Annotated in this window: 23 protein-coding genes; 14 read left to right on the top strand and 9 right to left on the bottom strand. The window is 35.7% G+C overall.

Annotated elements, in window-relative coordinates; translation table 11 throughout:
- Positions 1–150: 150 nt before the first annotated feature.
- The 4 genes from phnE (BN1066_RS05140) to phnD all read right to left on the bottom strand — a co-directional run bounded on the left by phnE (BN1066_RS05140) (position 151) and on the right by phnD (position 3600).
- Entirely contained in the window at positions 151–951 is an 801-nt protein-coding gene (phnE, locus tag BN1066_RS05140) for a phosphonate ABC transporter, permease protein PhnE (protein WP_077318388.1), read from the bottom strand.
- Positions 951–1766: a phosphonate ABC transporter, permease protein PhnE gene (phnE, locus tag BN1066_RS05135; RefSeq protein WP_077318387.1), complete on the bottom strand. Its 816-nt coding sequence runs from the start codon at positions 1764–1766 to the stop codon at positions 951–953. The genes phnE (BN1066_RS05140) and phnE (BN1066_RS05135) overlap by 1 nt, the downstream gene beginning before the upstream one ends.
- Positions 1763–2539 (bottom strand): phosphonate ABC transporter ATP-binding protein, encoded by a 777-nt coding sequence (phnC, locus tag BN1066_RS05130; RefSeq protein ID WP_077318386.1) that lies wholly within the window; start codon positions 2537–2539, stop codon positions 1763–1765. Before phnC ends, phnE (BN1066_RS05135) begins: the two co-directional genes overlap by 4 nt.
- 125 nt (positions 2540–2664) lie before the next feature.
- Positions 2665–3600, bottom strand: a complete 936-nt coding sequence (gene phnD, locus BN1066_RS05125) for a phosphate/phosphite/phosphonate ABC transporter substrate-binding protein (RefSeq protein ID WP_077318385.1) — start codon at positions 3598–3600, stop codon at positions 2665–2667.
- A gap of 729 nt (positions 3601–4329) precedes the next feature.
- Here phnD and BN1066_RS05120 point away from each other — a divergent pair.
- From BN1066_RS05120 to BN1066_RS05095, 6 genes are all read left to right on the top strand, one after another.
- Entirely contained in the window at positions 4330–5025 is a 696-nt protein-coding gene (locus BN1066_RS05120; protein WP_077318384.1) for an ABC transporter ATP-binding protein, read from the top strand.
- A complete protein-coding gene (locus BN1066_RS05115; RefSeq protein WP_077318383.1) occupies positions 5022–6437 on the top strand; it encodes a hypothetical protein in 1416 nt (471 codons plus the stop codon). The genes BN1066_RS05120 and BN1066_RS05115 overlap by 4 nt, the downstream gene beginning before the upstream one ends.
- 98 nt (positions 6438–6535) lie before the next feature.
- Positions 6536–7018 (top strand): MarR family winged helix-turn-helix transcriptional regulator, encoded by a 483-nt coding sequence (locus BN1066_RS05110; RefSeq protein ID WP_077318382.1) that lies wholly within the window; start codon positions 6536–6538, stop codon positions 7016–7018.
- A 960-nt stretch (positions 7019–7978) separates the two neighbouring features.
- Entirely contained in the window at positions 7979–8278 is a 300-nt protein-coding gene (locus BN1066_RS05105) for a glutaredoxin family protein (protein ID WP_077318381.1), read from the top strand.
- Positions 8279–8337: 59 nt separating this feature from the next.
- The gene (locus tag BN1066_RS05100; protein ID WP_077318380.1) at positions 8338–8745 is read left to right on the top strand and encodes a hypothetical protein; all 408 of its coding nucleotides are present in this window, start codon (positions 8338–8340) and stop codon (positions 8743–8745) included.
- 292 nt (positions 8746–9037) lie between these two features.
- Positions 9038–9736 carry an alpha/beta hydrolase gene (locus tag BN1066_RS05095; RefSeq protein ID WP_077318379.1) on the top strand — a complete coding sequence of 233 codons (699 nt, stop codon included), beginning with the start codon at positions 9038–9040 and terminating at the stop codon, positions 9734–9736.
- 320 nt (positions 9737–10056) lie between these two features.
- On the opposite strand, the gene BN1066_RS05090 is transcribed toward BN1066_RS05095, so the two are convergent.
- Together BN1066_RS05090 and BN1066_RS05085 are read right to left on the bottom strand one after the other, a co-directional pair.
- Complete coding sequence (locus tag BN1066_RS05090; protein ID WP_077318914.1) at positions 10057–10917, bottom strand: DegV family protein; 861 nt, start codon at positions 10915–10917, stop codon at positions 10057–10059.
- Positions 10918–10939: 22 nt separating this feature from the next.
- Positions 10940–11854 carry a DMT family transporter gene (locus tag BN1066_RS05085; RefSeq protein WP_077318378.1) on the bottom strand — a complete coding sequence of 305 codons (915 nt, stop codon included), beginning with the start codon at positions 11852–11854 and terminating at the stop codon, positions 10940–10942.
- A 578-nt stretch (positions 11855–12432) separates the two neighbouring features.
- Between BN1066_RS05085 and cshA the strand changes: the two genes are divergently transcribed.
- From cshA to BN1066_RS05070, 3 genes are all read left to right on the top strand, one after another.
- On the top strand, positions 12433–13911 hold the full coding sequence (gene cshA / locus BN1066_RS05080; protein WP_077318377.1) for a degradosome RNA helicase CshA: 1479 nt from the start codon (positions 12433–12435) through the stop codon (positions 13909–13911).
- Positions 13912–14997: 1086 nt separating this feature from the next.
- Positions 14998–15471, top strand: coding sequence for a PH domain-containing protein (locus BN1066_RS05075; RefSeq protein ID WP_077318376.1), 474 nt, complete (start codon positions 14998–15000; stop codon positions 15469–15471).
- Positions 15461–16930 (top strand): PH domain-containing protein, encoded by a 1470-nt coding sequence (locus BN1066_RS05070; protein ID WP_245799704.1) that lies wholly within the window; start codon positions 15461–15463, stop codon positions 16928–16930. Before BN1066_RS05075 ends, BN1066_RS05070 begins: the two co-directional genes overlap by 11 nt.
- A gap of 413 nt (positions 16931–17343) precedes the next feature.
- Here the strand turns inward: BN1066_RS05070 and BN1066_RS05065 are convergent, their stop codons facing one another.
- From BN1066_RS05065 to BN1066_RS05055, 3 genes are all read right to left on the bottom strand, one after another.
- A complete protein-coding gene (locus tag BN1066_RS05065) occupies positions 17344–17979 on the bottom strand; it encodes an HAD family hydrolase (RefSeq protein ID WP_077318375.1) in 636 nt (211 codons plus the stop codon).
- Between the two features lie 378 nt (positions 17980–18357).
- Complete coding sequence (locus BN1066_RS05060; RefSeq protein ID WP_077318374.1) at positions 18358–19311, bottom strand: LacI family DNA-binding transcriptional regulator; 954 nt, start codon at positions 19309–19311, stop codon at positions 18358–18360.
- Positions 19312–19546: 235 nt separating this feature from the next.
- On the bottom strand, positions 19547–20326 hold the full coding sequence (locus tag BN1066_RS05055; protein ID WP_077318373.1) for a rhomboid family intramembrane serine protease: 780 nt from the start codon (positions 20324–20326) through the stop codon (positions 19547–19549).
- A 1220-nt stretch (positions 20327–21546) separates the two neighbouring features.
- Here BN1066_RS05055 and acpS point away from each other — a divergent pair.
- The 5 genes from acpS (at position 21547) to BN1066_RS05030 (ending at position 26605) form a co-directional block, all read left to right on the top strand.
- Positions 21547–21906: a holo-ACP synthase gene (gene acpS / locus BN1066_RS05050; protein ID WP_077318372.1), complete on the top strand. Its 360-nt coding sequence runs from the start codon at positions 21547–21549 to the stop codon at positions 21904–21906.
- A 106-nt stretch (positions 21907–22012) separates the two neighbouring features.
- Positions 22013–23536, top strand: coding sequence for a bifunctional ADP-dependent NAD(P)H-hydrate dehydratase/NAD(P)H-hydrate epimerase (locus BN1066_RS05045; protein WP_077318371.1), 1524 nt, complete (start codon positions 22013–22015; stop codon positions 23534–23536).
- Positions 23537–23583: 47 nt separating this feature from the next.
- Entirely contained in the window at positions 23584–24594 is a 1011-nt protein-coding gene (locus tag BN1066_RS05040) for a LolA family protein (RefSeq protein WP_077318370.1), read from the top strand.
- 428 nt (positions 24595–25022) lie between these two features.
- Positions 25023–26141: an alanine racemase gene (gene alr, locus BN1066_RS05035; RefSeq protein WP_077318369.1), complete on the top strand. Its 1119-nt coding sequence runs from the start codon at positions 25023–25025 to the stop codon at positions 26139–26141.
- A gap of 179 nt (positions 26142–26320) precedes the next feature.
- Positions 26321–26605 (top strand): CopG family ribbon-helix-helix protein, encoded by a 285-nt coding sequence (locus BN1066_RS05030; RefSeq protein WP_077318368.1) that lies wholly within the window; start codon positions 26321–26323, stop codon positions 26603–26605.
- Positions 26606–26607 lie beyond the last annotated feature (2 nt).

Below are 26607 nucleotides of genomic sequence, written 5' to 3'. Positions count from 1 at the left end.
GTTCAGAAAGAGGATAAAAAGATCATGAAGTCAGATGTCAACATTTTATCAGTTTTTTGAATGTTTTCCATACAATGCAATCTCGACTTTACTTGGTTAAAAAGCAAAAAGTTAGTCATCCGTGGAATGAAACCACGGATGCCCCTTTTTTTAGATGATTTTTCGCCGAATCCGTGCAGAGATAAAGTCAATAATGGTGACAACGATGATAATAGCTAATAAAATTAATCCCATTTCGTTCCAGTTACGGTTACTGGAAGCGAAAATAATCATTGTACCGATCCCGCCAGCACCAACAATACCTAAAATGGATGAAGCCCTAATATCTACTTCAAAGCGGTAGATCGCATAGGATAAAAACTCAGGGATAATTTGTGGGATAACGCCATAAAAAAGAATTTGAATTTTGTTTGCGCCATTTGCTTCGATTGCTTCAATAACTTTCATATCAATCGATTCAATGGCTTCCGAATAAAGCTTTCCCAGCATTCCAGTTGAACCAATTGCAATCGCCAGAACACCTGCAAAAGCATTGGGACCAACAGCCACAACAAATAAAATAGCAAGAATAATATCTGGGAATGCACGTACTGCTGATAAAATCCATTTACCAATGGTAGCAAGGATTTTACTGCCTGTCATATTTTTTGCAGCTAGAAAGCCTAATGGAATAGCTAATATTGCTGCCATTAGTGATCCAGCAAAGGCAATAAGCACCGTCTCCCAAATCTTTAAAGCAACTTCTTCTGTAGCTGACCAATCCGGACTAAATAGTCTAGGTATAACACGGTCAAAATTACTTAGCATCCGTTCAAATGATCTCCCCCAGTCAATTTCAATCCCTAAGAACGTCCAAATATAAATGGAAATTAAAGCTAAAGCGATGAGGATATACTTTATTTTCTTAAACACAGACTTTGGTTGCTTTGGAGGTAATGAATAAGAGCTCATTAAATCAATGCCTCCCTTAATTTAGTACTTATATATTCAATCACAATGACGACAATAAAAATTAAAATAATGATTGCCATCGCATTTGGATAATTATAAAAACCAAGCTGTTGATCAAGTATTAAACCAATTCCACCAGCACCAACGAGTCCTAATACAACAGAAGCTCGCACGTTAATTTCAAATACATACAGTACAAATGATGTAAACTGTGGTAATACTTGCGGGATAAGCCCATAAAAAATGACCTGAAAAATATTTCCTCCTGAAGCGCGCATAGCTTCAAGTGGATCCATATCAACTGCTTCAATTGTTTCACTAATCAGTTTTGCTAAAATGCCTAATGAAAAAATAAACAACGCTAAAATGCCTGGCAGAATCCCAACACCAAATAAACCTACAAATACAACTGCTAATACTAAATCAGGAATGGTACGTAAAATATTTAAAAAGGTGCGAGTAATGACATACAATGGCTTAAAGGTTGTAATATTTTGTGCTGATAAAATAGCTAATGGCACTGTTAAAATCGCGGCTAATGTAGTTGCAATAATTGCCATTTGAACAGTTTGAGCCATCTCTTTCCAGACTTTAGGTATTACTTCAAAATTAGGTGGAAAAAACTTTTCAATAACGACATACATATTACTTACTGCATTACCAAAGCCACCAACCATCTCTTGTTGTGTCCAGAACATACTAAATAAATAAAAGCCGAGTACGAAAAAGAATACAATGGTAATTTGCAATTTTGTTTTGACTGGATATATAGATGGTGCTTTTCCCGCCGGCGAATGATGTGTTTGTTTTATCACGATTCTTTCGCCCCCCCACGCAAGTCATCTTCACGTATTGCTCGACCGTAGATCTCTTCGAACGTTTTTTCTGTTACTTTAGACACCGGTCCGTCAAATACTATTTCACCTGCTCGCATGCCAATGATCCGATCTGCATATTCCATCGCCATATCAATAAAATGGAGATTGACAATCGTTGTGATGTTGTCTTCTTTATTTATTTTTTTTAAATAGGTCATTACTTGGTGAGATGTCGGTGGATCCAGTGAAGCAACGGGTTCATCCGCTAAAATATATTTTGGCTGTTGGGTAAGTACACGAGCAATACTGACACGTTGCTGCTGTCCGCCACTTAGCTCATCAGCTCGATTGTATATTTTTTCTCCTATATTTACACGCTTCAGGCTTTCATATGCCAACGCGATATCTGCTTTTTTATACAAATTTAAAATAGACCGTAATGTACCTGTATGACCTAAACGGCCTGCCAACACATTTTTTAGCACATTGGTTCTGTTAACAAGGTTATAGTTTTGGAAAATCATACCAACTTTTGTCCGCAACTTTCGCAGTTCTCTACCTCGGTAATGAAGAATATTTTCATTGTCAACGGATAATGTCCCGCTTGTCGGAGTGACAAGACGATTAATACTGCGAATTAAGGTGGATTTTCCAGCACCTGATAGTCCGACAATAACGACAAATTCACCGTCATTGATAGTTAAATTAATATTTTTTAACCCTTCTGTCCCATTTGGATAGACGAGCCCAACATCTTTAAATTGAATCATATATGTATAGCCCCCCATTATAGAAATAAATTGTTTAAAAATTGGGAAAAAAGGGACAGATTGAGCTCTCCCTTTTTACAATGATTTTAAAATATATCATGTTTTGCTTTAAATAAGTTTGTTGTTTACAACTCTATATCGTCTTTGAATTTTTGGTACGTATCTTTAACGATTTGATATTCTTCGTCCGTTGCTTCATCGATGCCATCCCAATTATACACGTTGTTCATAATTTTAATCATTTCTTCATCGTCATTAAAAGAAAGGAATGTTTCTTTAATTTTTTTCACTAATTCATCATCCAGATCTTTGGTTACAGATATGGTATCGTTAGGAATTTCGTCTGTGTAGCCAATAACTTTTAATTTTTTCATGACATCAGGATACTCTTCTTCCAGCTCTGTACGGGCATCAACAAAAGTTGTAGCTACATCAGCGTCCCCTTCATAAACAGAAATGGCTGCATTATCATGCGCACCGGTGGCAGTAGTACTTGCGAAAAAGTCACTCTCTAATTCTGTGCCAGAATCATAGCCGAATTCTTCCATCATTTGATAGGCTGGGAATAAGTAACCGGATGTAGATCCTTTATCCGCGTATGCCCATACCTTCCCTTCTAAATCTTTTAAGGATTCAATATCAGAGTCAGAACGAACAACGTATTGTGCTTTGTATGTACCAGAACCATGTCTGATGGATTTAAGAATTACTTCTACGTCATACTGTACGTTGGCAAGGACATAACCAAATGCCGGGATAAAACCGATATGCACCTGATTAGCACCCATTGCTTCAACTAGGGCATTGTAATTGGTCATTACTTCTCCTTTTACCTCTATATCTAACTCTTTACTTAAGCGTTTTGCTAATGGTTCTACTGTATCAGCGATTGTGTCAGAATCTTGTGAAGGAACAAACCCCATAACTAATTGATCCGGTTTTCCTGCTTGCTCATCGACATCACTTGCTTTGTCTTCTCCCTTGGAATCATTAGAACTTCCACAGGAAGCCAGTAAGAAAGCTAAAAAAAGTATAATAAATAGGCTGTACCACTTTTTCATGTAGACCCTCCTAGAAAAGATATTATTTAAAAAGCATTTCTCTCTTATTAAATACTATTTTAGTTAAAAATTCTATAACAACTTTATAAATTTTATGTTGCTTTAATATAAAACCGCTAAAAATCAATGATCTAACGGTTAAGTTTTTTTAAATAAAATTTTAAGGTAATAAATATAAGGTATTACCCCCTAAAAAGACAGGAAGTATGATATGTTTCAAAATAGGAAACAATAATCGCTTTCAGTGAAAGAAATATCAGCTATGCAGTGTTAAGATTACTATTTGAGCAGAAAATAACAACAAGAAAGCCAGCCCAGCCAAGCTTAACAATCAGTTTATGGCAGAGAAAATCTTATCATTAAAATTTTGTTTTATTTCGCATTTAAGGTACCGTAAGACCCCTGCTAGAGAATACAAAGGAGTCTAAAGTGCTGGGATAACGACAACGGCATCTAAATGCTCGATTCGTTTGGGTCGACACAACAAAAAAGATGCGACAGAGACATATTTCGGTTTTTTCAAGGATAACAAAATGTCGACAGCGATACATATGATTTTCTCAGGTTGTTTGATCTTAGCTGACCTTCGTCTTTTTATCAAAAGCATTTTTAAAGACAAAACGACGCTATTTTTAGTCGGGATAGTGTTGTTAGATGAATCTTTTTTATGTAATTTTACGTACTATTATATATACATATCTAGTATTTTTTGTAGAGAGGGGAATTAGATTGAAAGCGTTAGAAGTGATTGAAGTAACGACAGAAATTGATCAAAAAAAACTTATTGATCATGCCTCGTTTTCATTGCCCCAAGGAACCATTACGGCACTTGTGGGGCATAACGGTGCTGGAAAATCAACGTTACTAAAGACAATAATGGGAATGATAAAAAAGGCTCAAGGGAAAATAATCATTAACGAGTCTTTCCATCAAGATGACGATTTTATAACGTTTAAGCTATTACTCTCGTACCTGCCTGAAGAACCGATGTTATTAACAGAATTAACAGTTATGCAGCATTTTCAGCTCTATGGAATGAGCTATGAAATAGCAAAAAATGAATTGAACGAACGAATTGATCGAATGGTAAAAGGCTTTGAGCTTGTAGATAAGCTTGACGAATATCCTGAATCGTTGTCCAAAGGAATGAGGCAAAAGGTGCAAACGATTTGTGCGCTCTTGCCGGATACACCGTTATTATTGATCGATGAACCATTTATGGGGTTAGATATTTATGCCGTAGATTATTTCGAACAGTTGATAAAAGAGAAAATAGCAAGCGGAACAACCGTTCTTGTGACTAGCCATCAGCTGGATCGAATGAAGGGAATAGCTGATGCCTTTATTATGCTAAAAGAAGGGAAAATCCATAGTCAAGGACCGATTAATCAATTTGCAACGATAGATAGGAGAATTAAGAAATGATTCGGCGTCCATCGCTTTTGAAGAGTTTCTTATTCATTCGCAGAAACCGGTTTAAAAAGAAACGAAAATTGAATAAAATGGCTTTAGAACTGCTACTGGATAAAACAACCGCTATTTATGCAGGATTACTATTTGCTTACTTGTTTGCCGCCATGTTTATCTTTGGTGATATCATGGCAGAATTTAATGATTACTTTTTAATTGTAGAAGAACATGCGCAAAAAGGGGTTTGGTTATTAATTGCTGTTCTACCGATTCGTTATATGTTCAATGCTTTTCGTGAGCCAGGTGTCTTGTTTTCCACTGCTGAATATCAATTGTCATTACTACCGTACAAAAGGGGAAATATTTGGTTTTTGACATTGGTGGAAAGGTGGATAAATAAGCTGTTCAGTTACGTCTTTATTGGTGGAATTACTGCACTTTTAACACCTATTGATACAAAAATTATTTTTATGTTTGTTGGTTTGACTCTCAGTTTTGATATTTTCATGTCGATTCCTCAGTGGAAGTTATTTCAACAGCGGTTGTCTGTTAAAATAGGGCTGTTTTTATCGATGCTTATAATCAGTGGAATTGGTTTTTTGGTAAATAGTGAAAGGGTAGGAATTGCAATCATTGGAGCAATTGTTTTCATAAATATCATTCTAATACCAGGTTTGTTTTGGCGAATAAATTGGTCAAAAGTAACGGAAATTAGTGATTTTACGCTTTGGCGAATGCAGCTGGCAGGATTCGCTTCAAAAACTAAGTTTAGGCGGCCTAAAAGCTATACGATATTTCAAAATAGCTATAAACAAAAGCAGTCGTTTCAATCAACGGTACAAATGTATAATCGTTTATGGAAATTGTATGTTACGAAACAACATGAGTTAATCTTTCGTTCTCTTGCTTCGCTTTTTATCATGCTGACTGTTTTTATATTTGTACCTAAATGGCTGTTTTATGTAGGCGTAGCTGTTACCATTTATGTGTATACTTCAATAGCTTCTAGCTTTTACCTAGATCGGTTTAGTAATGATATGATACAGATACTACCATGGTCACTTGAAGACTATAAAAAAGGTTTCCTCAAATTGGCACATATTGGAATCCTGTTCTTATTTATTCCAATAATTATTTTTTATATTTTATATCCCACTTGGTGGATACCTTTACATGCACTGCTGTTTTTGACTTCGTATATTTATTTAATGCATGTAAAAATAATTAAAACAAATCAGATGATAAAAAACCAAAAATACGTTTCACAGCTAGAAGAGAGTCTGGGGTATTTATCTGTTATTTGTATAGCTATCAGTGGAATATATCCAGCTGTTTCCATAAGTTCTTTTCTATTTGTTTTTCTACTTTATTCCAAATTAATTGAAAGTAAGTCTCCAGCTCAAGATCAAGTATCAAATGAAGGGTAAAATGAGAGATTGAGTATGGTAATGGTTCGAATTGGCATGGTTTTATGTTTTTCGAGAGAAAAATAATGCCTAAACATAATATATGAGGGGGAAATGTGATGAACTACGATCGTTTATTAAAAGAGAAACAAGAAAATAATTCGCTTAAATTATTTGTTGTTTTATCGAAGGCTTATCGTAGTCTAATGGAACAAGTAGAAGCAGATATTCAAAGCAGAGGGCTTAATTTAACTGATTTTGCTGTGTTAGAATTACTTTATCATAAAGGTGCTCAGCCATTAAAAGCAATAGGTGAAAAAATTCTACTAACAAGTGGAAGTATTACGTATGTAGTAAATAAATTAGAGAATAAGCGTTATTTAGTTCGAATTCCCAATCATCATGACCGTCGTGTTACGTTCGCAAAAATTACTGATAAAGGTGCTGATTTACTTCATCATATCTTTCCCGGGCATTGGGCACGAATTGCAAAAATTACTAGCGGTTTAAACGAAACGGAAAAGGTAATGGCAATTGACTTATTACGTAAGTTGGGAAAATCAATTCAGCATGTATCAGCTGTAAAAAAATCTTCCATCTAAGCTACTTCACCATTAGTTTTAACCATACAATTTTTCAAAGGCGTACGAGATTCTAGCCTTTGTTCTACTTCTATCCGTAGGGGTGAAGGAAAAGCCCTACGGATAGAAGTTGCACTTTATAAGAGTTTCAAGGGGAGGGATTTTTCCTCTCTTTTTTTTTGCACTATAGGAAAGTTTTTCTAAGAAATGAGGAATAGCAATAACTAAAATAGGGAAGAAGGTATATTGTCTACTTAGAAGTCCTTAACTAGTTTTTCGGCTGCCTCTAATTACTTACACTATAAAAATGAAAAATTTCTTGTGTGCGTTGATTCGATTTCATTAAGGGTTATAGGTAAGGTGGCTAAAACCATCTGCGCTAAGACTTTATACTATATGGAGTTTTTATAGGTCAAAAGAAATATGTCAAAAGTGTGGCAAATAGGATGCAATTTGGTATGACTTTGGCCTTTTTTACTATAGGAAAGTATAAAATTTTAGGCTTTATCCCGCATGTAAGGTGCCGTAAGTTTCCCACTTCAAGACCTGATTTCATGCAAAGGGTCAAAGCGGGAGAAAACGGCACCTAAATGCCCGATTGGTTCAAGGGCCTTTAGGTCATACCCTTGTGGTACTAACATTCCGTGTAAAAAGCATTCCACGGAATGAAGTTTCACTTTATCCCGCATGTAAGGTGCCGTAAGTTTCTCACTTCAAGTCCTGAGTTCGTGCAAAGTGTCAAAGCGGGAGAAACGGCACTTAAATGCCGATTCGTTCAAGGGCCTTTAGGTCATACCCTTGTGGTACTAACATTCCGTGTAAAAAGCATTCCACGGAATGAAGTTTCACTTTATCTTATAAGAAAAACGACAGCTTTCGCTAAAGACTTGGCGACAAGCCAAGTTTTTCTAACGTTTTTGTTATTTTGTCCCGGGTAATTATATAATTGTTGGTTCAATTCAGTTGAAAGGGGGTTAAAAAATGGAAGAACCAGAAGTACTTGTTTATATTAGTGACTACAATAAGGAATGCGAAAGAGTAATACAAAACTTAAAAAAGTGGAAGATCCCTTATGAAATAAAAAATATTAATGATATTAATCATATGAAGGAGTTACAAGATAAAGGTATATACGGCACACCAGCAATATTTATTAAAGGCGTGAAAGAACCAATTCTTGGATTTCAAAAAAACAAAATAAAGTATAGCCTTGGCTTATTAGATAATCACATATCCTATTACAGTTCATTCTTTGATGGTTATAAAAATGATTCAAAGTGATCACACACATGAAGGAGTAGTCATAAACTATAAGAAAAGATAAAGAAGGTGTGTAGGAAATGTATTATGGCCCTTATTTTGATTATGTCAATCATAACGATGATGGTTTTCGAAATTATCCTTTTTCTATACCTTATCCACCTTATTTTGAAAATAATCCGGGACAAATGGATTTCTTTGGGGGTATGCAACAAAGCCTACAAGCAAATCAGCAAACTCCTTATGATTACTTCACCAAGCCACCACAACCAATGAATTGGCCAGGAATAAAATCAGAATCATCCCAACAAAATGCACAACAAAATATAAATCCACAAGCAAATTATCCGCCAAATCAACCACCTGGTCCAGGGCAAGCATTAAATTTAGATAAGATGTTATCTACGGTAGGTCAATTAGCTAATACGTATCACCAAGTTTCCCCAATTTTTAAGCAGTTCGGCTCGTTAATAAAAACATTCAGATGAAAAAGCTGATGTTTCCTTTCATCAGCTTTTTTCATACGTAAGAAAACGCGGAGGTTGATTTAATACTTACAAATTTTTCAATGTAAGTAACAACTATACTGGTAGGACTATAAATTAACGGGATTGATTCTTTTAAGAATGGACAAGGTAAAACGGTAAAGACCTTAGAAGTTCTAGCCAAGAAATTATGCTAATTATGGAAAACAAGGAAAAATAGTTGCATATGTAAAAGGCTGTCATAATTTTTGCCAGAACGGGTAAACAAATATAGACAAGAAAGAGAGGAATCGAGATGATAGCTTGTTTAATTATCCATGGATATACTGGTGGTCCTTATGAAGTGGAGCCTTTGGCAAATTATTTTAAAGAGCATACAGATTGGCATATAGCTGTACCAACCTTACCTGGTCATGGGAGGAGGTTAAATTTAGAAGATGTATCCCATGATGAATGGTTGGAAGCAGCGGAACAAACATTATTGCAATTAAAAAAAACATATGAGACAGTCTATTTGATTGGTTTTTCCATGGGTGGCATGATTGCAGCATACCTCGCTGCCATGCATCATGTAGAAAAGTTGGTCCTTTTAGCTACATCAGGTAAATATTTATCGTTTAAACAAATAGGTTTAGATATTGGAACAGTTATTAAGGACGCGATAAAAGGAGACCTGAAAAAAAACAAACTGTACATTCATTATAAAAAAAAGCTTGGTGCTGTACCATTTCGGGCTAATATCGAATTTTTAAAATTGGTTAGATTTACCAGACGTTATTTAAATAAAATTCAATCACCTGTACTTATAGCTCAAGGTCAGCAGGATGGGATGGTTCCTTACAAAACAGCTTATTACCTAAATAATGAAATTACATCAGAGGAGAAAGAGGTTGTATTTTTTGAGCGATCGAAGCATTTAATTTGTTTAGGAGAGGATAAGGATACACTTAATCAAATGGTATATTCTTTTCTTACTAAACAAAACAAACATTAGAAAAACTTGGCTTATCGCCAAGTCTTTGGCGAAAGCTATCGTTTTTCTTATTATACTTTCCTATAGTATAAAAAAGAGTCTGAAGTAGTCAGACTCTTTTAAAAAAGCATAGGGATGGATAGGATTATAAGCTTGCTTTCTCCCTAAATTTCTTCTATGTATGGTTGTAAGAAGCGCATTCAGTATCCATCAGTTTACGCTAAAATTATTGTGGCCAAATTTATACGTTAGATTAGAATCCTACAAAAAAACAAGGGATAACATCGGATGAATTACTGTAAGGTCCATTTCTTTAAGCCGCTAGCAGAAACAATTCTCACTTATTTATTATGTTTAAAAAATGAAATAACTAGCGCACCTTTTCCGCCGTATGTGGAAATTAATGGACCTGTGTCCATGATATAGGCATCTTTAAACGGGTATTTGCTGCGTATTTCAGACAGCACATTTTTAGCGCGTTCTTCTGCATTACAATGGGATAAGGAGATAACTTTATCTTCAAAGCTCTTTGTATATTCACCAATTTGCTCGATAAACCGTCGGATTGATCTTTTGTCTCCTCTAACCTTTTCCGTAACTTCAATTTCCCCGTCTTCACTTGCACGCATTAGTAATTTGATGTTTAATGTCTTAGCGATTTTTCCTTTTACTCGATCCAGTCGCCCTCCTTGAATTAAATTCTCTAATGTTTTTAATACAAATAAAGTGGCGGTTTGATCTGCTCGCTTTTGTATATGCTCAACTAATTCAATGAATGTATAGTTTTCTTCTATTTTTGTTATTGCTTCATGAAGTAAGAGTGCAATTCCACATGATGCCGTCTTTGTATTAATTACAGCAATGGTTCGCTCTGGTTCTTCCTCTAATAGCATATTCATCCCAGTAACTGCATTTTCATACGTACTGCTTAACCCTTTTGTTAAGCTGAGCATTAAAATCGATGTTTGTTTATCCACTTGTTTATACGCTTTATAAAAATCATGTGGGCTAGGTGCAGAGGATCTCGGTAATTCCTTCGTTTCTTCTATTTTCTTATAAAAAGAAGGAAGATCCATATCCACCCCAGCTCTGTATTGCTTATCACTAAAATGTAAATAAAGCGGCACTTGAATAATATCAGCTTTACGTGCTAGACGCTCTGGAATATCAGCTCCGCCATCTGTCATTAATTGAATGTTCATATGCTCACCCATTTCATGTATTTTATTCATGTTGTTCTTTTTTGGAAATCGTTAAGGTTGACTTACGATTAGTACTGAGGATAAATAAAAACAGCCCAAATAACACGATCGTACCACCTAGTAATTGGAATGCTGTGATCTTTTCGTCCAAGATAAAATAGGCCAGAATGGAGGCGCCTACGGGCTCGAATACAATTGCCATGGAAATAGTTGAAGTACTCAACCATTTTAGTGCCCAATTAAACAGGGTATGGCCTAAAAAAGTTGGGAAAATAGCTAAAGCTAGAAATATCCACCAGTGGTCAACTGGATAACCGATAAATGAATTGCCCAGCATGAGGTTATACATAATTAATGTAATGGAACTTATACCATATACAACAAAGGTATAGGTCATGATAGACAAATTTCTTCTAACTTGTTGTCCAAGCAAAAAATATGCCGTTACCGTTACAGCTCCAAGTAATGCCAATATATCGCCAAACAAGGCTGTTCCACTAATCTGAAAGTCTCCCCAGCTGATAATAATACTTCCAATTAGCGCAATAAGCATACTAATAATTGCACCATATGAAAAACGTTCCTTAAAGAAAAAATAGGTTCCCAAAAAAGCAAAAATAGGTTGAAGCGTTACTAAAACAACTGAGCTTGCTACCGAGGTGTAATTTAACGATTCAAACCATAATATAAAGTGAAAGGCTAAAAAAACGCCTGCAAAAATGGAAAAGATCCAATCTTTTCGATTTATTTGTTTTATTTCATGACGGTATTTCCTCAAAATAATTGGAGCCATTAACAGTACAGCTAATAAAAGCCGGTAATTGGCAATAATTGCAGCCGGTGCTTGGTCTGCTAACTTTACAAAAATGGCTGAAGTAGAGACAGATATGACTCCGATGGTTACTGCAATATATGGATTAAATGGAGGAAGGCGCATTCAAAACCTCCTTATCTTGTTTGTATTCTATATAAATAAGTAGTACATATCTAATATATTTTACCACGGTTAGAATAAAAAATCATTTATCTAATTAGTATCATTATAAAAAATATGTTATGATATTCTTTGCATGAGTTCACGTGAGGCCTCTTACCATTCGGTGAAGCCTTTTTGTACTTTAGGAAGTAAAAAACACATTCTATGATAAGTGCGTGTTCAAAGAGGAACTAAGATTTTATTTGTCTTTCCCCTTCTTTTTGAATAACCTCGGAAAAAGATGAATTTAGAAATACGCTTTATTTATATTCCCTTGTGGTCAAAAAGGTGTAAAAAAGACCTGAGAAGTTCAAGGTGAAGTTTTGGCGAAGAGAATGATAAACAAGCCGTCAGAAACAGACTAACGAAGAAACTACATGTGTCATTTCCTTAACTTTTTGAACAACCTCTTTAAATAATTACATTTAGTATGATACGACTGCATTTTTGGGAACTATATTAAGAACTAAAGTATATAGAAGCGTCCAAGGCCTCTTGTTATAATAAAATTTTTTACAAAAAAAGGAGTAGAGGAATAGGTGACAACATTTAAAGAATTAGGCATCTCCAATCCGATAATGAAGGCATTGGCAAAAATGGGATTTGAAGAAGCCACCCCAATTCAAGCGGAGACCATTCCACTTGCGCTTGAGGGCAATGATATGATTGGACAGGCTCAGACAGGTACAGGAAAGACAGCCGCATTCGGAATACCAATGATAGAAAAATTAAATGCAAAACTACGTAAAATTCAAGGTTTAGTAGTAGCTCCTACCAGAGAGCTTGCTATACAGGTAGCTGAAGAGCTAAACCGTCTTGGAAAATTTAAAGGTATCCGTGCGTTTGCAGTGTATGGCGGTCAACATATGGAACGGCAAATCCGTGCATTAAAAGACGGTCCACAAATTGTTGTAGCAACACCAGGAAGATTGCTGGATCATATGCGCAGAAGAACAATACGCACAGATTATATTCGTATTGCTGTTTTAGATGAAGCAGATGAAATGTTAAATATGGGGTTTATTGATGATATTCGCGATATTCTAAAACAAATACCAGAAGAACGTCAAACCTTACTTTTCTCAGCAACTATGCCTAAAGAAATACGCGATATCGCTACAAATTTAATGAAAAACCCAAAAGAAATAAAAATCAAAGCGAAAGAAATGACCGTAGAGAATATTGACCAATATTTTATCGAGATACCGGAAAAATATAAATTTGATACGTTAAATAACCATTTAGATATCCATTCTCCTGATCTCGCAATTGTATTTAGCCGTACGAAAAAACGTGTTGATGAAATTACGGAAGGCTTACAGGCTAGAGGCTATCGAGCAGAAGGAATCCATGGCGATTTAACACAAGGAAAACGGATGTCCGTTCTCAATAAGTTTAAACATGGTCGAATTGATGTGTTAGTCGCAACAGATGTTGCTGCAAGAGGTTTGGATATTTCTGGTGTTACGCATGTTTATAATTTCGACATACCACAGGATCCAGAAAGCTATGTTCATCGAATTGGACGAACTGGGCGTGCGGGACGTACGGGTGAGGCTATTTCGTTTATTACTCCAAGAGAAATGGCACATTTACAATTGATTGAAAAAGTAACGAAAAGTAAAATGAAACGGATGGCTCCACCGACATACCATGATGCGCAAAAAGGACAACAGCAAGTAACAGTAAGTAAAATAATTGAAACAGTTGAAACAAAGGACTTGAAAGATTATCACCAAGCAGCTAATCAATTATTAGAAGATCATGATTCCATTAGCGTTATTGCTGCAGCATTGAAGTTGCTTACGAAAGAACGTAAGGATACTCCAGTTAAAATTTCTTCTGTAGCACCAGTAAGCGTGAAGAAAGCAAAGAGCATAAAGGATAATCGCAGGTCGAATAACAAGCGTTTTTATGGTAAACGCAGTCAAAGTGGACGTGGTGGCCAAAGTGGACGCAATCAGGGTGGCCGTAATCGGAAGGGTAATTTTCAAAAACGAAGAAACAGAGATTACTAATACGAAAAAAGCTTCTTTCAAAAAAAGAAGCTTTTTTCGTTGTATATAGGAAAGTATAAAATTTTAGGGTTTATCCCGCATGTAAGGTACCGTAAGACTCCTGCTTCAAGGGCTTTTAGTTGATACAAAGGGTCAAAGTGGGAGAAACGGCACCTAAATACCCCGATTAATTCAAGGGCCTTTAGGTCATACCCTTGTGGTACTAACATTCAGTAGGAGAGGGAAGAAAACATCTACTGAATGAAGTTTCACTTTATCGTATAAGAAAAACTAAAGCTTTCGCCATAAAGACTTGGCGATAAGCCAAGTCTTTCTTATCTAAGAAACAATAGTAGTTTCTACATGGTGGATATCTTTTTGCAAACGAGCTAGCTTATGTACTTGAGCTGTAGCAAACTTGCTCTTCCGCTTAGGATGAGTCAACACCGGCTTGAATCTAAAGAAAGGTTGATTAAAAGCGGGCTTGCCGCTCAGGTGTCGACATCCCTCGGTTTTAGTGGCAGGTTTTCTTTATTCCGAATGTAAGGGGGGCCGTATTTCTCTAATTTGAAAAGCCTACTTACATGAAAACTTAAAAGAGAAATGGCTCACAAGGTTAGTGGATTTTGGCAACAAAATAACTTAAACTGAAACTAGTTTGATTTAGATCATATACATAATTGAGCATGAGTGTTAGTTCAGATATTTGTAGGTAAGGACAGTAATGGCTTATTTCAAATGTGATTCCTGCTAGCTTAAAAATGGGGGGTGGTTCGATAAAAATAACACTTCGAATTACAATATTCGTTTGAAAGTATAAAATCTTTTCATAGAAGTTAGTTCAACGTAACCAAATTTTTTACTCGTATGTTAAAAAAACATATTGCGTTAAGCATCTGTTATTATCTTGACGACATTAGAATTTCACTTTAAATTGTTCAAAGTAGTACAATAGGCAGTCCCTGTATGCCAAACTTACTTTAGTGCTGGTTTCTTGCTGTATAACCAGTCGAAACTACGTCACCTCTCTTTTTTAGCTCCTTTTTGAACAAGACTTATAACTATATTGGCGTAAAGGCGAACAAAATCAAAAGAAAGGATGAAACAATGAGACAACCCCCTAAGCATGAAATAGCTAAAGATGCGATTAAGGTGTGGAAAATAACGTCAGCAATTTATTTTGCAATTATAATTGTAGTAGGTGAACTGATTGTTAGTTTTCTCTTTGATTTTTTTTCGTGGTATAACGTGTTAGCTCTAGTAGTGACTGTTCTACTAGGATATATATGTACGTTTGTGGTTCCTAAACTTCGCTGGAGACGCTGGCGGTATGAATTGTTTGATCAAGAAATATATGTACAGCATGGTATATTAATTGTCTCTAGAACACTCGTTCCGATGGCGCGGGTTCAGCATGTGGATACGAAACAAGGTCCAATACTAAAGCGGTATGGCTTGGCAAGTGTAACGATTTCAACGGCAGCAACAGTACATGAAATACCAGCATTAAACGAGGAAGATGCTTCAATTTTAAGAGATCATATTTCTGAGTTAGCGAGGACGGAAGACGATGATGTATAAACCAAGACGTATGCATCCTGCTGTGATTATCTTTAAAGTCATTCATTTATTTTCATATCGCGAGGTTATTATACCAATTATTGTTTCATTTATTTCGTTTTCGAAAGATTACTTTTTATATGTCTTTAGTGGCATCGCGTTACTACTCGTTATTTTTACCGCATTTAGTATTATTTCTTGGCTTCGTTTTACCTATGTTGTAACAGAGGACGAGCTACAAATAGAGTGGGGAATATTCGTTCGCAAAAAAAGATATATATCTAAAGGGAGAATACAATCGATTGATCTAACAGTTAATGTTCTCCATCGAATTTTTAAGCTGGCAAGGGTACAAATTGAAACAGCTGGATCCGGAAAAGAAGCAGAGGCTTCGTTAACAGCTGTAAAACTAACAGAAGCAGAGCGGTTGCATAAAGAATTAAAAGGATATTCTAAAACTGCTGCTTTAAGAAAACAAGATGTCGAAGCTCAAGTACCATTTCATCAAATTTCCAATAAACGATTATTTATTGCCGGAACAACTTCTGGTAGTATCGGTTTCCTTTTAGCTATTATCGCTTTTTTCTTTTCTGAAGTAGAGCAATTTATTCCAAAACATGTTTACGATGATATGCTTAACTGGATTATAAGTCTAAGTGTATTTCTTTTAATTATCATTATAAGCAGCATCTTATTGATTCTTTGGTTACTTGGAATCGCTGGTACGATGATTAAATTTTGGAACTTTAGAATTGAAAGGCATGAAAATGAATTATTTATCACCCGCGGCTTATTTGAAAAAAAACAAACAACGATACCTTTAAAGCGAATTCAGGCAATTGGAATGGAAGAAAGTATTTTCCGACAGCCATTTGGCTATGCTACTATTTTTGCTGAGGTGGCTGGCAATGTTGAGGATAGCGGAGGAGCTTTTGTGCTGTATCCGCTGTTAAAAAAGAAAGAAGTCGAGGAATTATTATCAAGCCTTTTACCTGCCTATACATTACCGAAAGGACAAATCCAAACACTTCCTAATCGGGCATTAAAATATTATTTATTACGAGCTTGTGTACCTATGGTTTTAATTAGTATAGCTATTCTTATCTTTTTACCAACCTTTAGCTGGACAGCTCTTATATTATTGGCAGTAGGGATCTGGTTTGGTTATTTACGCTATCGTGATGCGGGATTTCTGCTGGAAAAGGAGCGGATAATACTTACATATCGAAAATGGTATAAACAGACGTTGATTATTTTTCACAAACGAATTCAAACTATGGGAAAACAACAGCATATCATACATCGAAAACAGCATTTAGCAAACATCGAAGCATCTATTCTTGGAAATTATAGCTTAGGTAGTCATTATAAAATTAAAGATTTAGAGGAAAGAGATGTGGATCGCATAGCATCCTGGTATTCCTATCGAAAACGGTCTTCCTCAAAAAATGTAACGAAGAAATATGATTGTGATGTTTAACGTTTGTAAGCTACCAAAATTGGATTTTAACCTTGAAGTATTTAAAGATTGTAACTTATAATTTAACGGACCATCCAAGGCTTCCACTTTTCATGGATGGTCCGTTTCAACCGTCTCCATACTAACGAGGTTGTTAGACTTTGCCAATCTGAAAGCTGGGAAGTGTAACGAAGTAAAGTAAAGGTATTGACAACGACAAAAACGATAGGTCTGCCGATAAAGGAAAGGGGGCAGTTATTTAAATGATTTTCGGCATGAATATAACTAGCTTCTTTCCTTGTTAAGAATGACAATCAGATTGTGTTCCAGCAATAAGAAAACGTTACGCATTCTGAAGAAAATACGTTTTCCTTTTAGAAGACTTGTGATCTGATTCGTTCTTCTTAGGAGGGTCATCTCTCACTAAAGCAAATTTATATGATATAGGATGTTGGTGTGTTGTCTGCTTTTAAACGCAAGATATCATTAGGAGTCTCGAAAATATAATCCGCTTCGATAAATTTAGAAGTTGAAGTTAACCCCCAAGCAGCTACCCCAAATTCTACGCCTGCTGCTTTAGCACAGCGCATATCATAGATGGAATCTCCAATGTAAATGGCTTCATGTTTTTTAATTTTTAATAATTGTAAAGCAAATAATAAAGGATCTGGATTAGGTTTATGTTTTTCTGTATCATCTGCACAGACAACAGTTTTAAAATAAGGAGCGATCCTTAGTTTTTTAAATCCTGCTTGCAATTCTTTTCTGTTTTGGGAAGTTACAATAGCTAAGTTTGGTAGTTGTTCAAGAACCTCCGTTATTCCAGGAAATATAGGGACATTTTCCATAAATGGTTTCTGCTTTTCAAGCCAACTATGGAGTGCGGTTGGAATGTCTCCAATTTCCAAGATTTCTAGGGTTCTTAATCCGGGTATACCTATTGAAAAACGAAGTTCTTCTAACGTTTTATTTATTCCTATCTCTTTTAACGCTGCTTGTAACGCTTCAAGACCAATTGTTTCTGAATCGATAATCGTTCCATCTAAGTCAAAAATAAATGTGTGATACAAGTTGTTCATCTCCTTTTTTGTTGTTTGATATTTAGTTTAGAAGATGAAACGCATTTCAGGTCAACACATTTTATAGTCTCTTTATATTTTTCATCTGTGTAATCAAAAGAAATGAAAGTATGGAGAGTGTGTAATGTTATGAAGGAAAAGTAAAATGCTCTAACATTCTCCATTCGTTTGGAAAATAAGAGTGGCCGTTTTACATATTGCGGGTAGTGGGAATGGACTGTAAGAAGGGTTGACTAATTTTTCTTTTATACAAGGGGGAAACTATATTCCCCACGTAATAAAAGAATTTTTTACAAGGATAAGAAAGCAATAATTATGTTTCATGTATAACCGCTATAGATGAGGTTGATACAAATTCCATTTGTATTTTTAAATGGAGGCTCGTTGAATAATTTCATATGATGTTTTTACTTTAGCTGAAGATTTTTTTACTGCAAGCTCAAACGCCTGCTCACCAACTGTTCCTAAACGGTGATGAAGCGTTGAAATTCCGAGAGCGACCCCGATTGGCTGATTTTCTTGACCGATAATTGCAATGTCTCGCGGCACATGAAAGCCAATGGATTTTGCATACTGATAAATGGCGCCGGCTATCTCATCGCCGTTAGCAAAGATTGCAGTAGGCCGATTTTTTAATGCTAACAATGTTTTAGCTGCTTTATAACCATCTTCAAAGCAAAAGCAGTTTGAAATATGCAATTCTGAATTTACATGGCCAATGACAGATTCATAAGCGGCAATTGTTTGTCTTGTACTTAAGCTTTCAGCGGCTTCTCTTCCGGTAGTAAAAGCAATGGTTGTATATCCTTTATTTTTTAATGTTTTAAAGACATCGATATAAGATGCGTAGCGATCCAAATATGAACAACCGATTTCCTTGAACTCCGTATATTCACAAGAAATGATGGTACCGTATTTAGTAAAAGGAATGATTTTATCCCAGCTGTTTGACCTGGAAGTTATAATTATCGCATCCAGCAGTTTATTTTTAAGCATTGCTAAATATTCTAGTTCTTTTTGCTTGTTATATTTTGTTGGAAGAACGGCAACAGAATAATCAAGTTCAGTAGATTTATTAAGAATGCCATGTAGCATTTGATCAAATGCCTGATTATTGTTATACGGAATAATAACACCAATCATTCTCGTCTCTCCTCGTATCAAATCAACAGCATTTCTATTCGGAGTGTAGTTCAATTCTTTGATTATTTGTTGTACTCGTTTTCTCTTTTCTTCCGATACATATTTATGGTTATTTAATACTCTGGAGACAGTCGAAACAGAAACATCAGCTAATTTAGCAATTTCATAAATATTTGCCATATATTTTTCTCCTCCTAATGCATTTTTTAATGGTCTATGGCAATTGTTTTAAGCTAACGGTAGAGTTTTGGGAGAAAGATCGTATTAAAAAGTTAAGGATTCTCTATGTCCAACTAATATTAAGAGAAGTCCGCAAATAAAGTTTCACAATACCAAGCATTAACTGGTAGTCATTCATTTGGACTGCTTTCAAAATTAAAACATGGCGATATTTGATTATGGACTATAATAGACATCAAAAAAACCGGCTAAGGAGTCCTAGTAATGCTAAAACACCTAAAATAATCCACAAAATGTTTTTCTTTGTCGAACGTGGAAACCGGCGTTTTTCCCAACGGTTAGGATCGAATTGAATGCTGTCATCATCATTTTTATAACGTTTACGTCTTACTAAAGAAGCCCAAGGGTTATATGCTTTAGCACCAGCTAAGACGACCGGGGCTATAATGAATCCGCCAATAAATCCAAAGATATGACCATAAATATTTATATTTGGACGAATGAATGTCATTATTAGTCCAATGACTAATATGGTTGTTATTATTTGTGAACTTACTTGATCAATTAAATGCTTACGAAAGGACACCATAAATAGATAAATACCAAATAAACCAAATATAGCTCCAGAAGCTCCAACATGAGTAAAAAAGTAGTTAGATGGTGCAAACAGATAGGTTCCTATATTACCAATCAGTCCTGCAAGCAGATAGGCGAGAGTAAACTTACTTCTTCCTAACATTTGTTCTAGAGCCGGTCCAAATAACACGAGTGAAAAGGAATTGAACAGTACGTGCATTAAATCGGCATGAAGAAAAATTGGCGTAATTAATCTCCAATATTCCCCTTGGGAAATAAAGTAATTATTACCCTCGCCTAATTGATAAATCATTATTCCAATAGGTAACTGTAAGAAGTTAATAATGAACCATAACACTAGATGGATGATAACTAATGCAGAGACAACCGGATAAGATTGCATAAATTCTTTTATACTTCTTTCGTTTCGAATAAACATTGGACTCCTCCAAATAGTTTTTTTCAAATTGAAGCGATCAATGGATTGGTGCTGAGTGAAATCGATTAATTCTATATAGATATTTTGATTCTAGCGTTGTTTTAAATATACATGCTTTTTATCCCTGTTTCTAGCGGGTGGTAAAATTCGCTTATTTAAGGTTCAAGTATATTAGGATGAGTCTAAGAACAAAAGCCTGAAGTACTCGGTTAGCCATACAAACAGGAGATCTTTTGACGAGATAGAGGAAATATGCCTCTAAAATAGAGGTATGCCAACGCCTGAGCGGCAAGCCCGTTTTTAGTCGGTCTTCCTTTAGATCCGTGTCGATGTTAACTTATCGCAGGAAGAAGATCGAAGTATGTTGCAGTTGACCGCTTAAGCTTACGAAGATACTTTTCAAAAAGATTATCCACCATGTAGAAACGAATATAAATTCCAAAACAACAAGGAGAGAATATTGCTTAAGTTCACAGTTATTGGTTCAAGGTCGAAAAGTTCCCTTAAATTTGACCTTAAAGAAAACTATTTTCTAATTTCTAGGATGTTGCATTTAGATTTTTTAACTCGTTATTTTTTGTAGAAATGGAAGAAAGGCTCTTATTAATCTTTAGAATATATTTTCATACGATCATAAATAGTTTTCTCTACACGTTAAAATAAAATTAACATGTAGAGACTTCGACGTTGTAAAAATTTCAAGGATTTAAGTATAAGTGCAACTAGGCAATCGTCTGCACTCCGCTTGAACGCTAGCCAAGTTTTCTATATACGTTAAATAAATAAACGTAGAAGCAGATTCAATGTTGCAAAGATTTCAAGGTAATAAGTATAAGTGCAACTAGGCAATCGTCTGCACTCCGCTTGAACGCTAGCCAAGTTTTCTATATACGTTAAATAAATAAATGTAGAAGCAGATTCAATGTTGCAAAGATTTCAAGGTAATAAGTATAAGTGCAACTAGGCAATCGACTGCGCTCCGCTTGCCGCTAGCCAAGTTTTCTTTATCATACCATAATTATTACTTATTATTACAGTATAATTATGAAATAAGAGCAGGATGACATTCCTTCTTGGAAGAGGTTTTAGCACTGTTATATCGAACAAAGTAAAGTGAGAAAAAATACAATCTAAATGTCTAATTTGGGCTATTCCTACTTTACTGTGAATAGAGGTTTAAAAATGCATGTTAATTATTTTGTGAAAGAGGTAGAAGAGTTATGATTAAAGGGATTGGAATTGATATAATAGAATTGTATCGGATTAAACAAAATCTTGAGAGAAACTGCCGATTTATTGAGCGTATTTTAACACCAAAGGAAAGAGAAATTTATGCTTCGTTAAAAACTGATAAAAGGAAGGTAGAGTTTGTTGCCGGAAGATTTGCAGCAAAGGAGGCTTTTTCTAAGGCAGCTGGTACTGGGATTGGAAAGTTAAGTTTTCAGGATATGGAAGTGCAAATATTAAAAAGTGGTGCACCTCATCTATATGTAAAAGGATTTGAACAAACTAATTTATTTTTATCAATCAGCCATACAAGAGAATACGCGGCTGCTCAAGTTATTATTGAAGAGCTTTAAAAAAGCGATTAAAAAATGACTGATTATGGTTCTAAAACAAGATCTGTAAATGCATAATCACTTAGGTTGTCTCATATTATTTTAGTGCGGGTAGGAGGGAACAGATTTGTATATTGTCACCGCGAAAGAAATGTACGATATCGATCATTTCGCAATGCATACGATCGGTTTAGATGGGAAGCTGTTGATGGAAAATGCCGGACGAGCAGTTGCTGAAAAAGTAACTCGTAAAATCTCCAAGGAAGATAAAATATGTGTGCTGGTAGGAGCAGGGAATAATGGAGGGGATGGATTTGTTATCGCACGTACGTTGCTTGATGACGCGTATGATGTAAACGTGTTACAAATAGTTCCAGATGAAAAGATAACTGGTGATGCCCATTACCATAAGCAAGTTTATGAAAACTGTGGAGGTACTTTATTAAAGTTTGCTGGTGAAGATGTACGTGCGATTAAAGAAGCTAATGTGTTAATTGATGCAATGATCGGAATTGGTGTAGATGGTGATTTGCGCGAACCCTTTGCATCATTGGTTCCGTTTATCAATAAGCAAAAACAAAAGCTCATCATCTCTGTTGACATTCCATCCGGACTTCCAGCGAATGAAGGTGTGGAAGCTTATACTGCTATTAAAGCAGATCACACGATTATTATCGGTGCACCAAAGCTAAGTGTTTTTCTTAATGACACGTTTTCTTATTATGGATCTTGGGAGGTTGTCTCCATTGGTTTGCCTACATTAGCCTTCAAGCAACATACAACTAAATCTGTTTGGAATTTAAAAGATGTGAAAAGAAGTCTTCCAAAAAGAGAGCCGAATGATCATAAAGGCAAGCATGGAAAAGGTATTATCATTGGTGGGTGTATAGGAATGCCCGGTGCACTGTCCATGTCGATAAGAGCTGCATTAAGAGCTGGTGCCGGTTTAATTACCGGAGCTACTTCGGAAAAGGTAATCCAAGCCGTAGCTGCAAATTGTGTAGAAGCAATGTATATGGTTTTATCTGAGAAAAATGGGTTTCTTGATAATCAAGCGAATCTTATTTTGAGCGGTTATCATGCTGTAGCTATTGGGATGGGGATTGGGAGAAGAACTTGGACAGGAGAGCTTGTTCAGAATGTAATCGATAATGCTAACTGTCCTCTTATTATTGATGCAGACGGTTTATATCACTTATCACAAGCTTTAAGCAAGTTAAAAGAACGAGATCAACCTACTGTTATTACACCACATCCAGGAGAAATGGCCATGCTGTTAGGAGTATCCATTCAGGAACTGCTACAAAATCCTTTTCGATATGCAAGCGAATTTGCAAAAGAATACCGTACTTATGTGGTGTTAAAAGGACAGTATACCATGATAACTTCTCCGGATGGGAAACAAGCGGTAAACCAAACAGGTAATCCTGGGCTTTCCAAAGGTGGAAGCGGGGATGTGTTAACGGGCATTATTCTAGCTATGATCATGCAAAAACAAGATCTGTTTCAAGCTTTATGTAATGCATGTTTTATACACGGTCTGTCTGCAGATTTATTAGTTATCCAACAGCATTCTGAACATGATCTATTGGCAAGCGATGTGATCAATGGAATTTCGGCTGCATATCGTATGATTTCTGACGAGGTATAAGGTGATAAGGTTCCCTTTGTTTTAACTGAGACAAGGGAGATATGTCCATGAAGAAGAAAATCGGTAGTTTGATTATTTTAATGAGCTTCGTATTGTTATTGTCAGCATGTGGAGAGAAATCGCAAGAAGATGTTATAGCAGATTTAAAAGAAAATATGGAAAAAATGGACGGGTACAAAGCAAAAGCTGAAATGAACATGAATACAGGCCAGGAACAGCAAACATTCCAGATTGACATCTGGCATAAGAAAAAAGACATGTATCGAGTTGGCTTGTCAAGTCAAGATGATGACAAGGGCAATCAAATAATTTTAAAAAATAAAGATGGTGTGTTTGTCTTAACACCTGCATTAAAGAAAAGCTTTAAGTTTCAAGCGGAATGGCCACAAAATAGCAGTCAACCGTATCTTTATCAATCATTAATCAATGATATCAAAAAGGATAAGGAAGCCAAATTTGAAGTAACAGATGCACACTATGTTTTTAAAACGAAAACAAATTATCAAAGTAACAACAATTTACCTTATCAGGAAATTTACCTTGATAAGAAATCATTAAAGCCAGTGCAAGTAAAAGTTCTAGACAAAGATAAAAAAGCTTTGGTGGATGTAACTTTTTCTACTTTTGATCAAAAAGCCAAATTTGCAGACGATGATTTTTCTATGAAAAAAAATATGGGAAGTGAAAAAGCCGAAGAAACTACTGCAACAGCTGGTGAACAGCCGCTTACGGTTTACTATCCTTCTTACATGGCAGGAGCTGAACTAACAGAAAAGAAAGAGACGTCTACGGATCAGGGAGATCGAGTCATCTTAACGTTTGAAGGTGATAAGAGCTTTACTTTAATTGAAGAACAAGCAAAACCTCAAACAGCGATGAACTCTCCAAATGAAGTAAAGGGGGAAATTGTTAACCTGGGATTTGCGGTGGGAGCCATGACTGAAAACTCCGTGGAATGGACTCATAATGGTGTCGATTTTATGCTGGCCAGTGAAGATCTAACAAAAGAAGAACTGATTGAAGTAGCTAAATCTGTTACAAATAAAGAAGTGAAATAAATGTTAGGCTAGATAGCAGACTCTTATCATATAAAGAGTCTGCTTTTTACATGGTGAAATTTAATGTGCTGTAAATAGAAAAGTACGGTCATACTATACGTTTTTGAGATAAGCTCATAAGGGTAGTCTGTTTTTTCATTTTGCAAGATGTAGTACAATCTGTATAAAGGGAGAAATAGTTCTAAACGATAAATAACGGATTTAAATGCGGATAAGTTAAGCTTAATAGCATAGAGAAATGTGTATATTTAAAAACGCATGGTAATTATTGTAAATGAGCTTAAATTTAATTTATTTAACATGATTAGAAGTAAAATAAAAATAGTATCATTTAGGCTAGGTTTACCCCCGCGATTAAGATCAGCGGAGGCTTCAGTGGGGGGGAATGCCACCTAAAGCATTAAAAAATAACCAAAGGAGTTAGAAAATTGGATTTACATAGAAATACATGGATAGAAATAGATCTGGATGCAATTGCATATAATATAAAACAAATAAAGAAAAAGCTGTCAACTGAAACAAAGGTAATGGCAGTAGTAAAAGCCGATGGATATGGCCATGGCAGTATACAAGTTGCGAAGAAGGCTCTGGAAGCCGGAGCGGATTATTTAGCAGTAGCACTGTTGGAAGAAGCCATTAAATTGCGGAAAGCGTCTATTACTGCTCCTATTTTAGTACTTGGGTGGGTTCCGCCAGAATCTGCTGTAGAAGCCTGTAATAATGAAATAACGCTTACTTTTTTTCAAAAAGAATGGTTGGATGAGGTGAGTACGTATTCGCTTCCTAAGCCGCTTCATCTTCATTTGAAAGTTGATACGGGTATGGGGAGGATAGGGATAAGAACGGAAAAAGAACTAGATACTATTTTAGAAGCATTAAAAAATAATCGAAGCATATATTTAACAGGAGTATTCACGCATTTTGCTACAGCCGATGAATTAGACATAACCTATTTTAACAAACAGCAATCACGTTTTACCCATTTCCTTTCTAAATTAAAGGAGCGCTGGCAAGGAAACCTCGATGTCCATGTTGGTAATAGCGCTAGTGCGATACGTTTTCCCGCTGAAATGTATGACTATATTCGGTTTGGCATAGCAATGTATGGCTTGTATCCATCTAATGCAGTAAAAGAAAAGGGGGAGATAGAGTTAAAGCAAGCCTTCTCTTTACACAGTAAACTTGTTCACGTTAAACAAATCCAGCCAGGTGATTGTATTAGCTATGGATGCACATATAAAGCAAGACAACAAGAATGGATAGGTACGGTTCCAATTGGTTATGGAGATGGATGGCTGCGCAGAATGCAAGGCTTTTCTGTTTTGGTCAATGGAAAAAGAATGCCGATAATAGGTAGAATTTGTATGGATCAAACAATGGTGAGGTTGGATAAAGCGTATCCTGTTGGTACAAAGATAACGTTCATTGGTCGTCAAAATGAGGCATTTATTTCCATGGATGAAGTGTCTAAATATGCTGAAACGATTAATTATGAAATCCCTTGTGTAATAAACAACCGTGTTCCGAGAATCTACAAAGGTCTTTAAAGAGCTCGTCTGTAATAAGGTATTCTACACTATATACCACGTCGTATAAAAAATAAACGACAAAACAAATGATTTTTCGGAAAAAATTCCTACAACCCTTTGCAAATGGGCGAATTCAATGATATTATTAAAATTGAATTTTACAAAGTTCGTTCAACAGTTGGCGGAGGTGTATGGTTTTGTCAGAAAGCTTACAAGAAGTTTTAGTTAAAATACCGAAAAACCTGTTAAATGAGGTGGATGGTCTGGTGAAATATGAGAACAGTGATTTGAGTGATTTCATTTGTCAGGCAACAAGAAACTATCTTCAGCAAAAACGAGATGAGCATTTTCGACGATTTCGTGAAACCATGGAAAAGGGTTATGCAGAAATGGGCCGCATTAATTTGACAATTGCTTCAGAAGCTTTCCAAGCTGAAGAGGAGGCAAAAAACACCTTGGAACGTTCTGTGATCGGGGTGTAACC

Origin of the sequence: Virgibacillus proomii, assembly GCF_900162615.1 — a bacterium.
Lineage (GTDB): Bacteria > Bacillota > Bacilli > Bacillales > Amphibacillaceae > Virgibacillus > Virgibacillus proomii.
This window is presented reverse-complemented; position numbering and strand designations above follow the sequence as displayed.

Bases quoted from the DNA above. Each gene is read 5' to 3' on its own strand.
- phnE (WP_077318388.1), bottom strand. From the start codon at position 951: ATGAGCTCTTATTCATTACCTCCAAAGCAACCAAAGTCTGTGTTTAAG.
- phnC (WP_077318386.1), bottom strand. From the start codon at position 2,539: ATGATTCAATTTAAAGATGTTGGGCTCGTCTATCCAAATGGGACAGAA.
- phnD (WP_077318385.1), bottom strand. From the start codon at position 3,600: ATGAAAAAGTGGTACAGCCTATTTATTATACTTTTTTTAGCTTTCTTA.
- BN1066_RS05115 (WP_077318383.1), top strand. From the start codon at position 5,022: ATGATTCGGCGTCCATCGCTTTTGAAGAGTTTCTTATTCATTCGCAGA.
- BN1066_RS05110 (WP_077318382.1), top strand. From the start codon at position 6,536: ATGAACTACGATCGTTTATTAAAAGAGAAACAAGAAAATAATTCGCTT.
- BN1066_RS05105 (WP_077318381.1), top strand. From the start codon at position 7,979: ATGGAAGAACCAGAAGTACTTGTTTATATTAGTGACTACAATAAGGAA.
- BN1066_RS05100 (WP_077318380.1), top strand. From the start codon at position 8,338: ATGTATTATGGCCCTTATTTTGATTATGTCAATCATAACGATGATGGT.
- BN1066_RS05095 (WP_077318379.1), top strand. From the start codon at position 9,038: ATGATAGCTTGTTTAATTATCCATGGATATACTGGTGGTCCTTATGAA.
- BN1066_RS05090 (WP_077318914.1), bottom strand. From the start codon at position 10,917: ATGAACATTCAATTAATGACAGATGGCGGAGCTGATATTCCAGAGCGT.
- BN1066_RS05085 (WP_077318378.1), bottom strand. From the start codon at position 11,854: ATGCGCCTTCCTCCATTTAATCCATATATTGCAGTAACCATCGGAGTC.
- BN1066_RS05075 (WP_077318376.1), top strand. From the start codon at position 14,998: ATGAGACAACCCCCTAAGCATGAAATAGCTAAAGATGCGATTAAGGTG.
- BN1066_RS05070 (WP_245799704.1), top strand. From the start codon at position 15,461: ATGATGTATAAACCAAGACGTATGCATCCTGCTGTGATTATCTTTAAA.
- BN1066_RS05060 (WP_077318374.1), bottom strand. From the start codon at position 19,311: ATGGCAAATATTTATGAAATTGCTAAATTAGCTGATGTTTCTGTTTCG.
- BN1066_RS05055 (WP_077318373.1), bottom strand. From the start codon at position 20,326: ATGTTTATTCGAAACGAAAGAAGTATAAAAGAATTTATGCAATCTTAT.
- acpS (WP_077318372.1), top strand. From the start codon at position 21,547: ATGATTAAAGGGATTGGAATTGATATAATAGAATTGTATCGGATTAAA.
- BN1066_RS05040 (WP_077318370.1), top strand. From the start codon at position 23,584: ATGAAGAAGAAAATCGGTAGTTTGATTATTTTAATGAGCTTCGTATTG.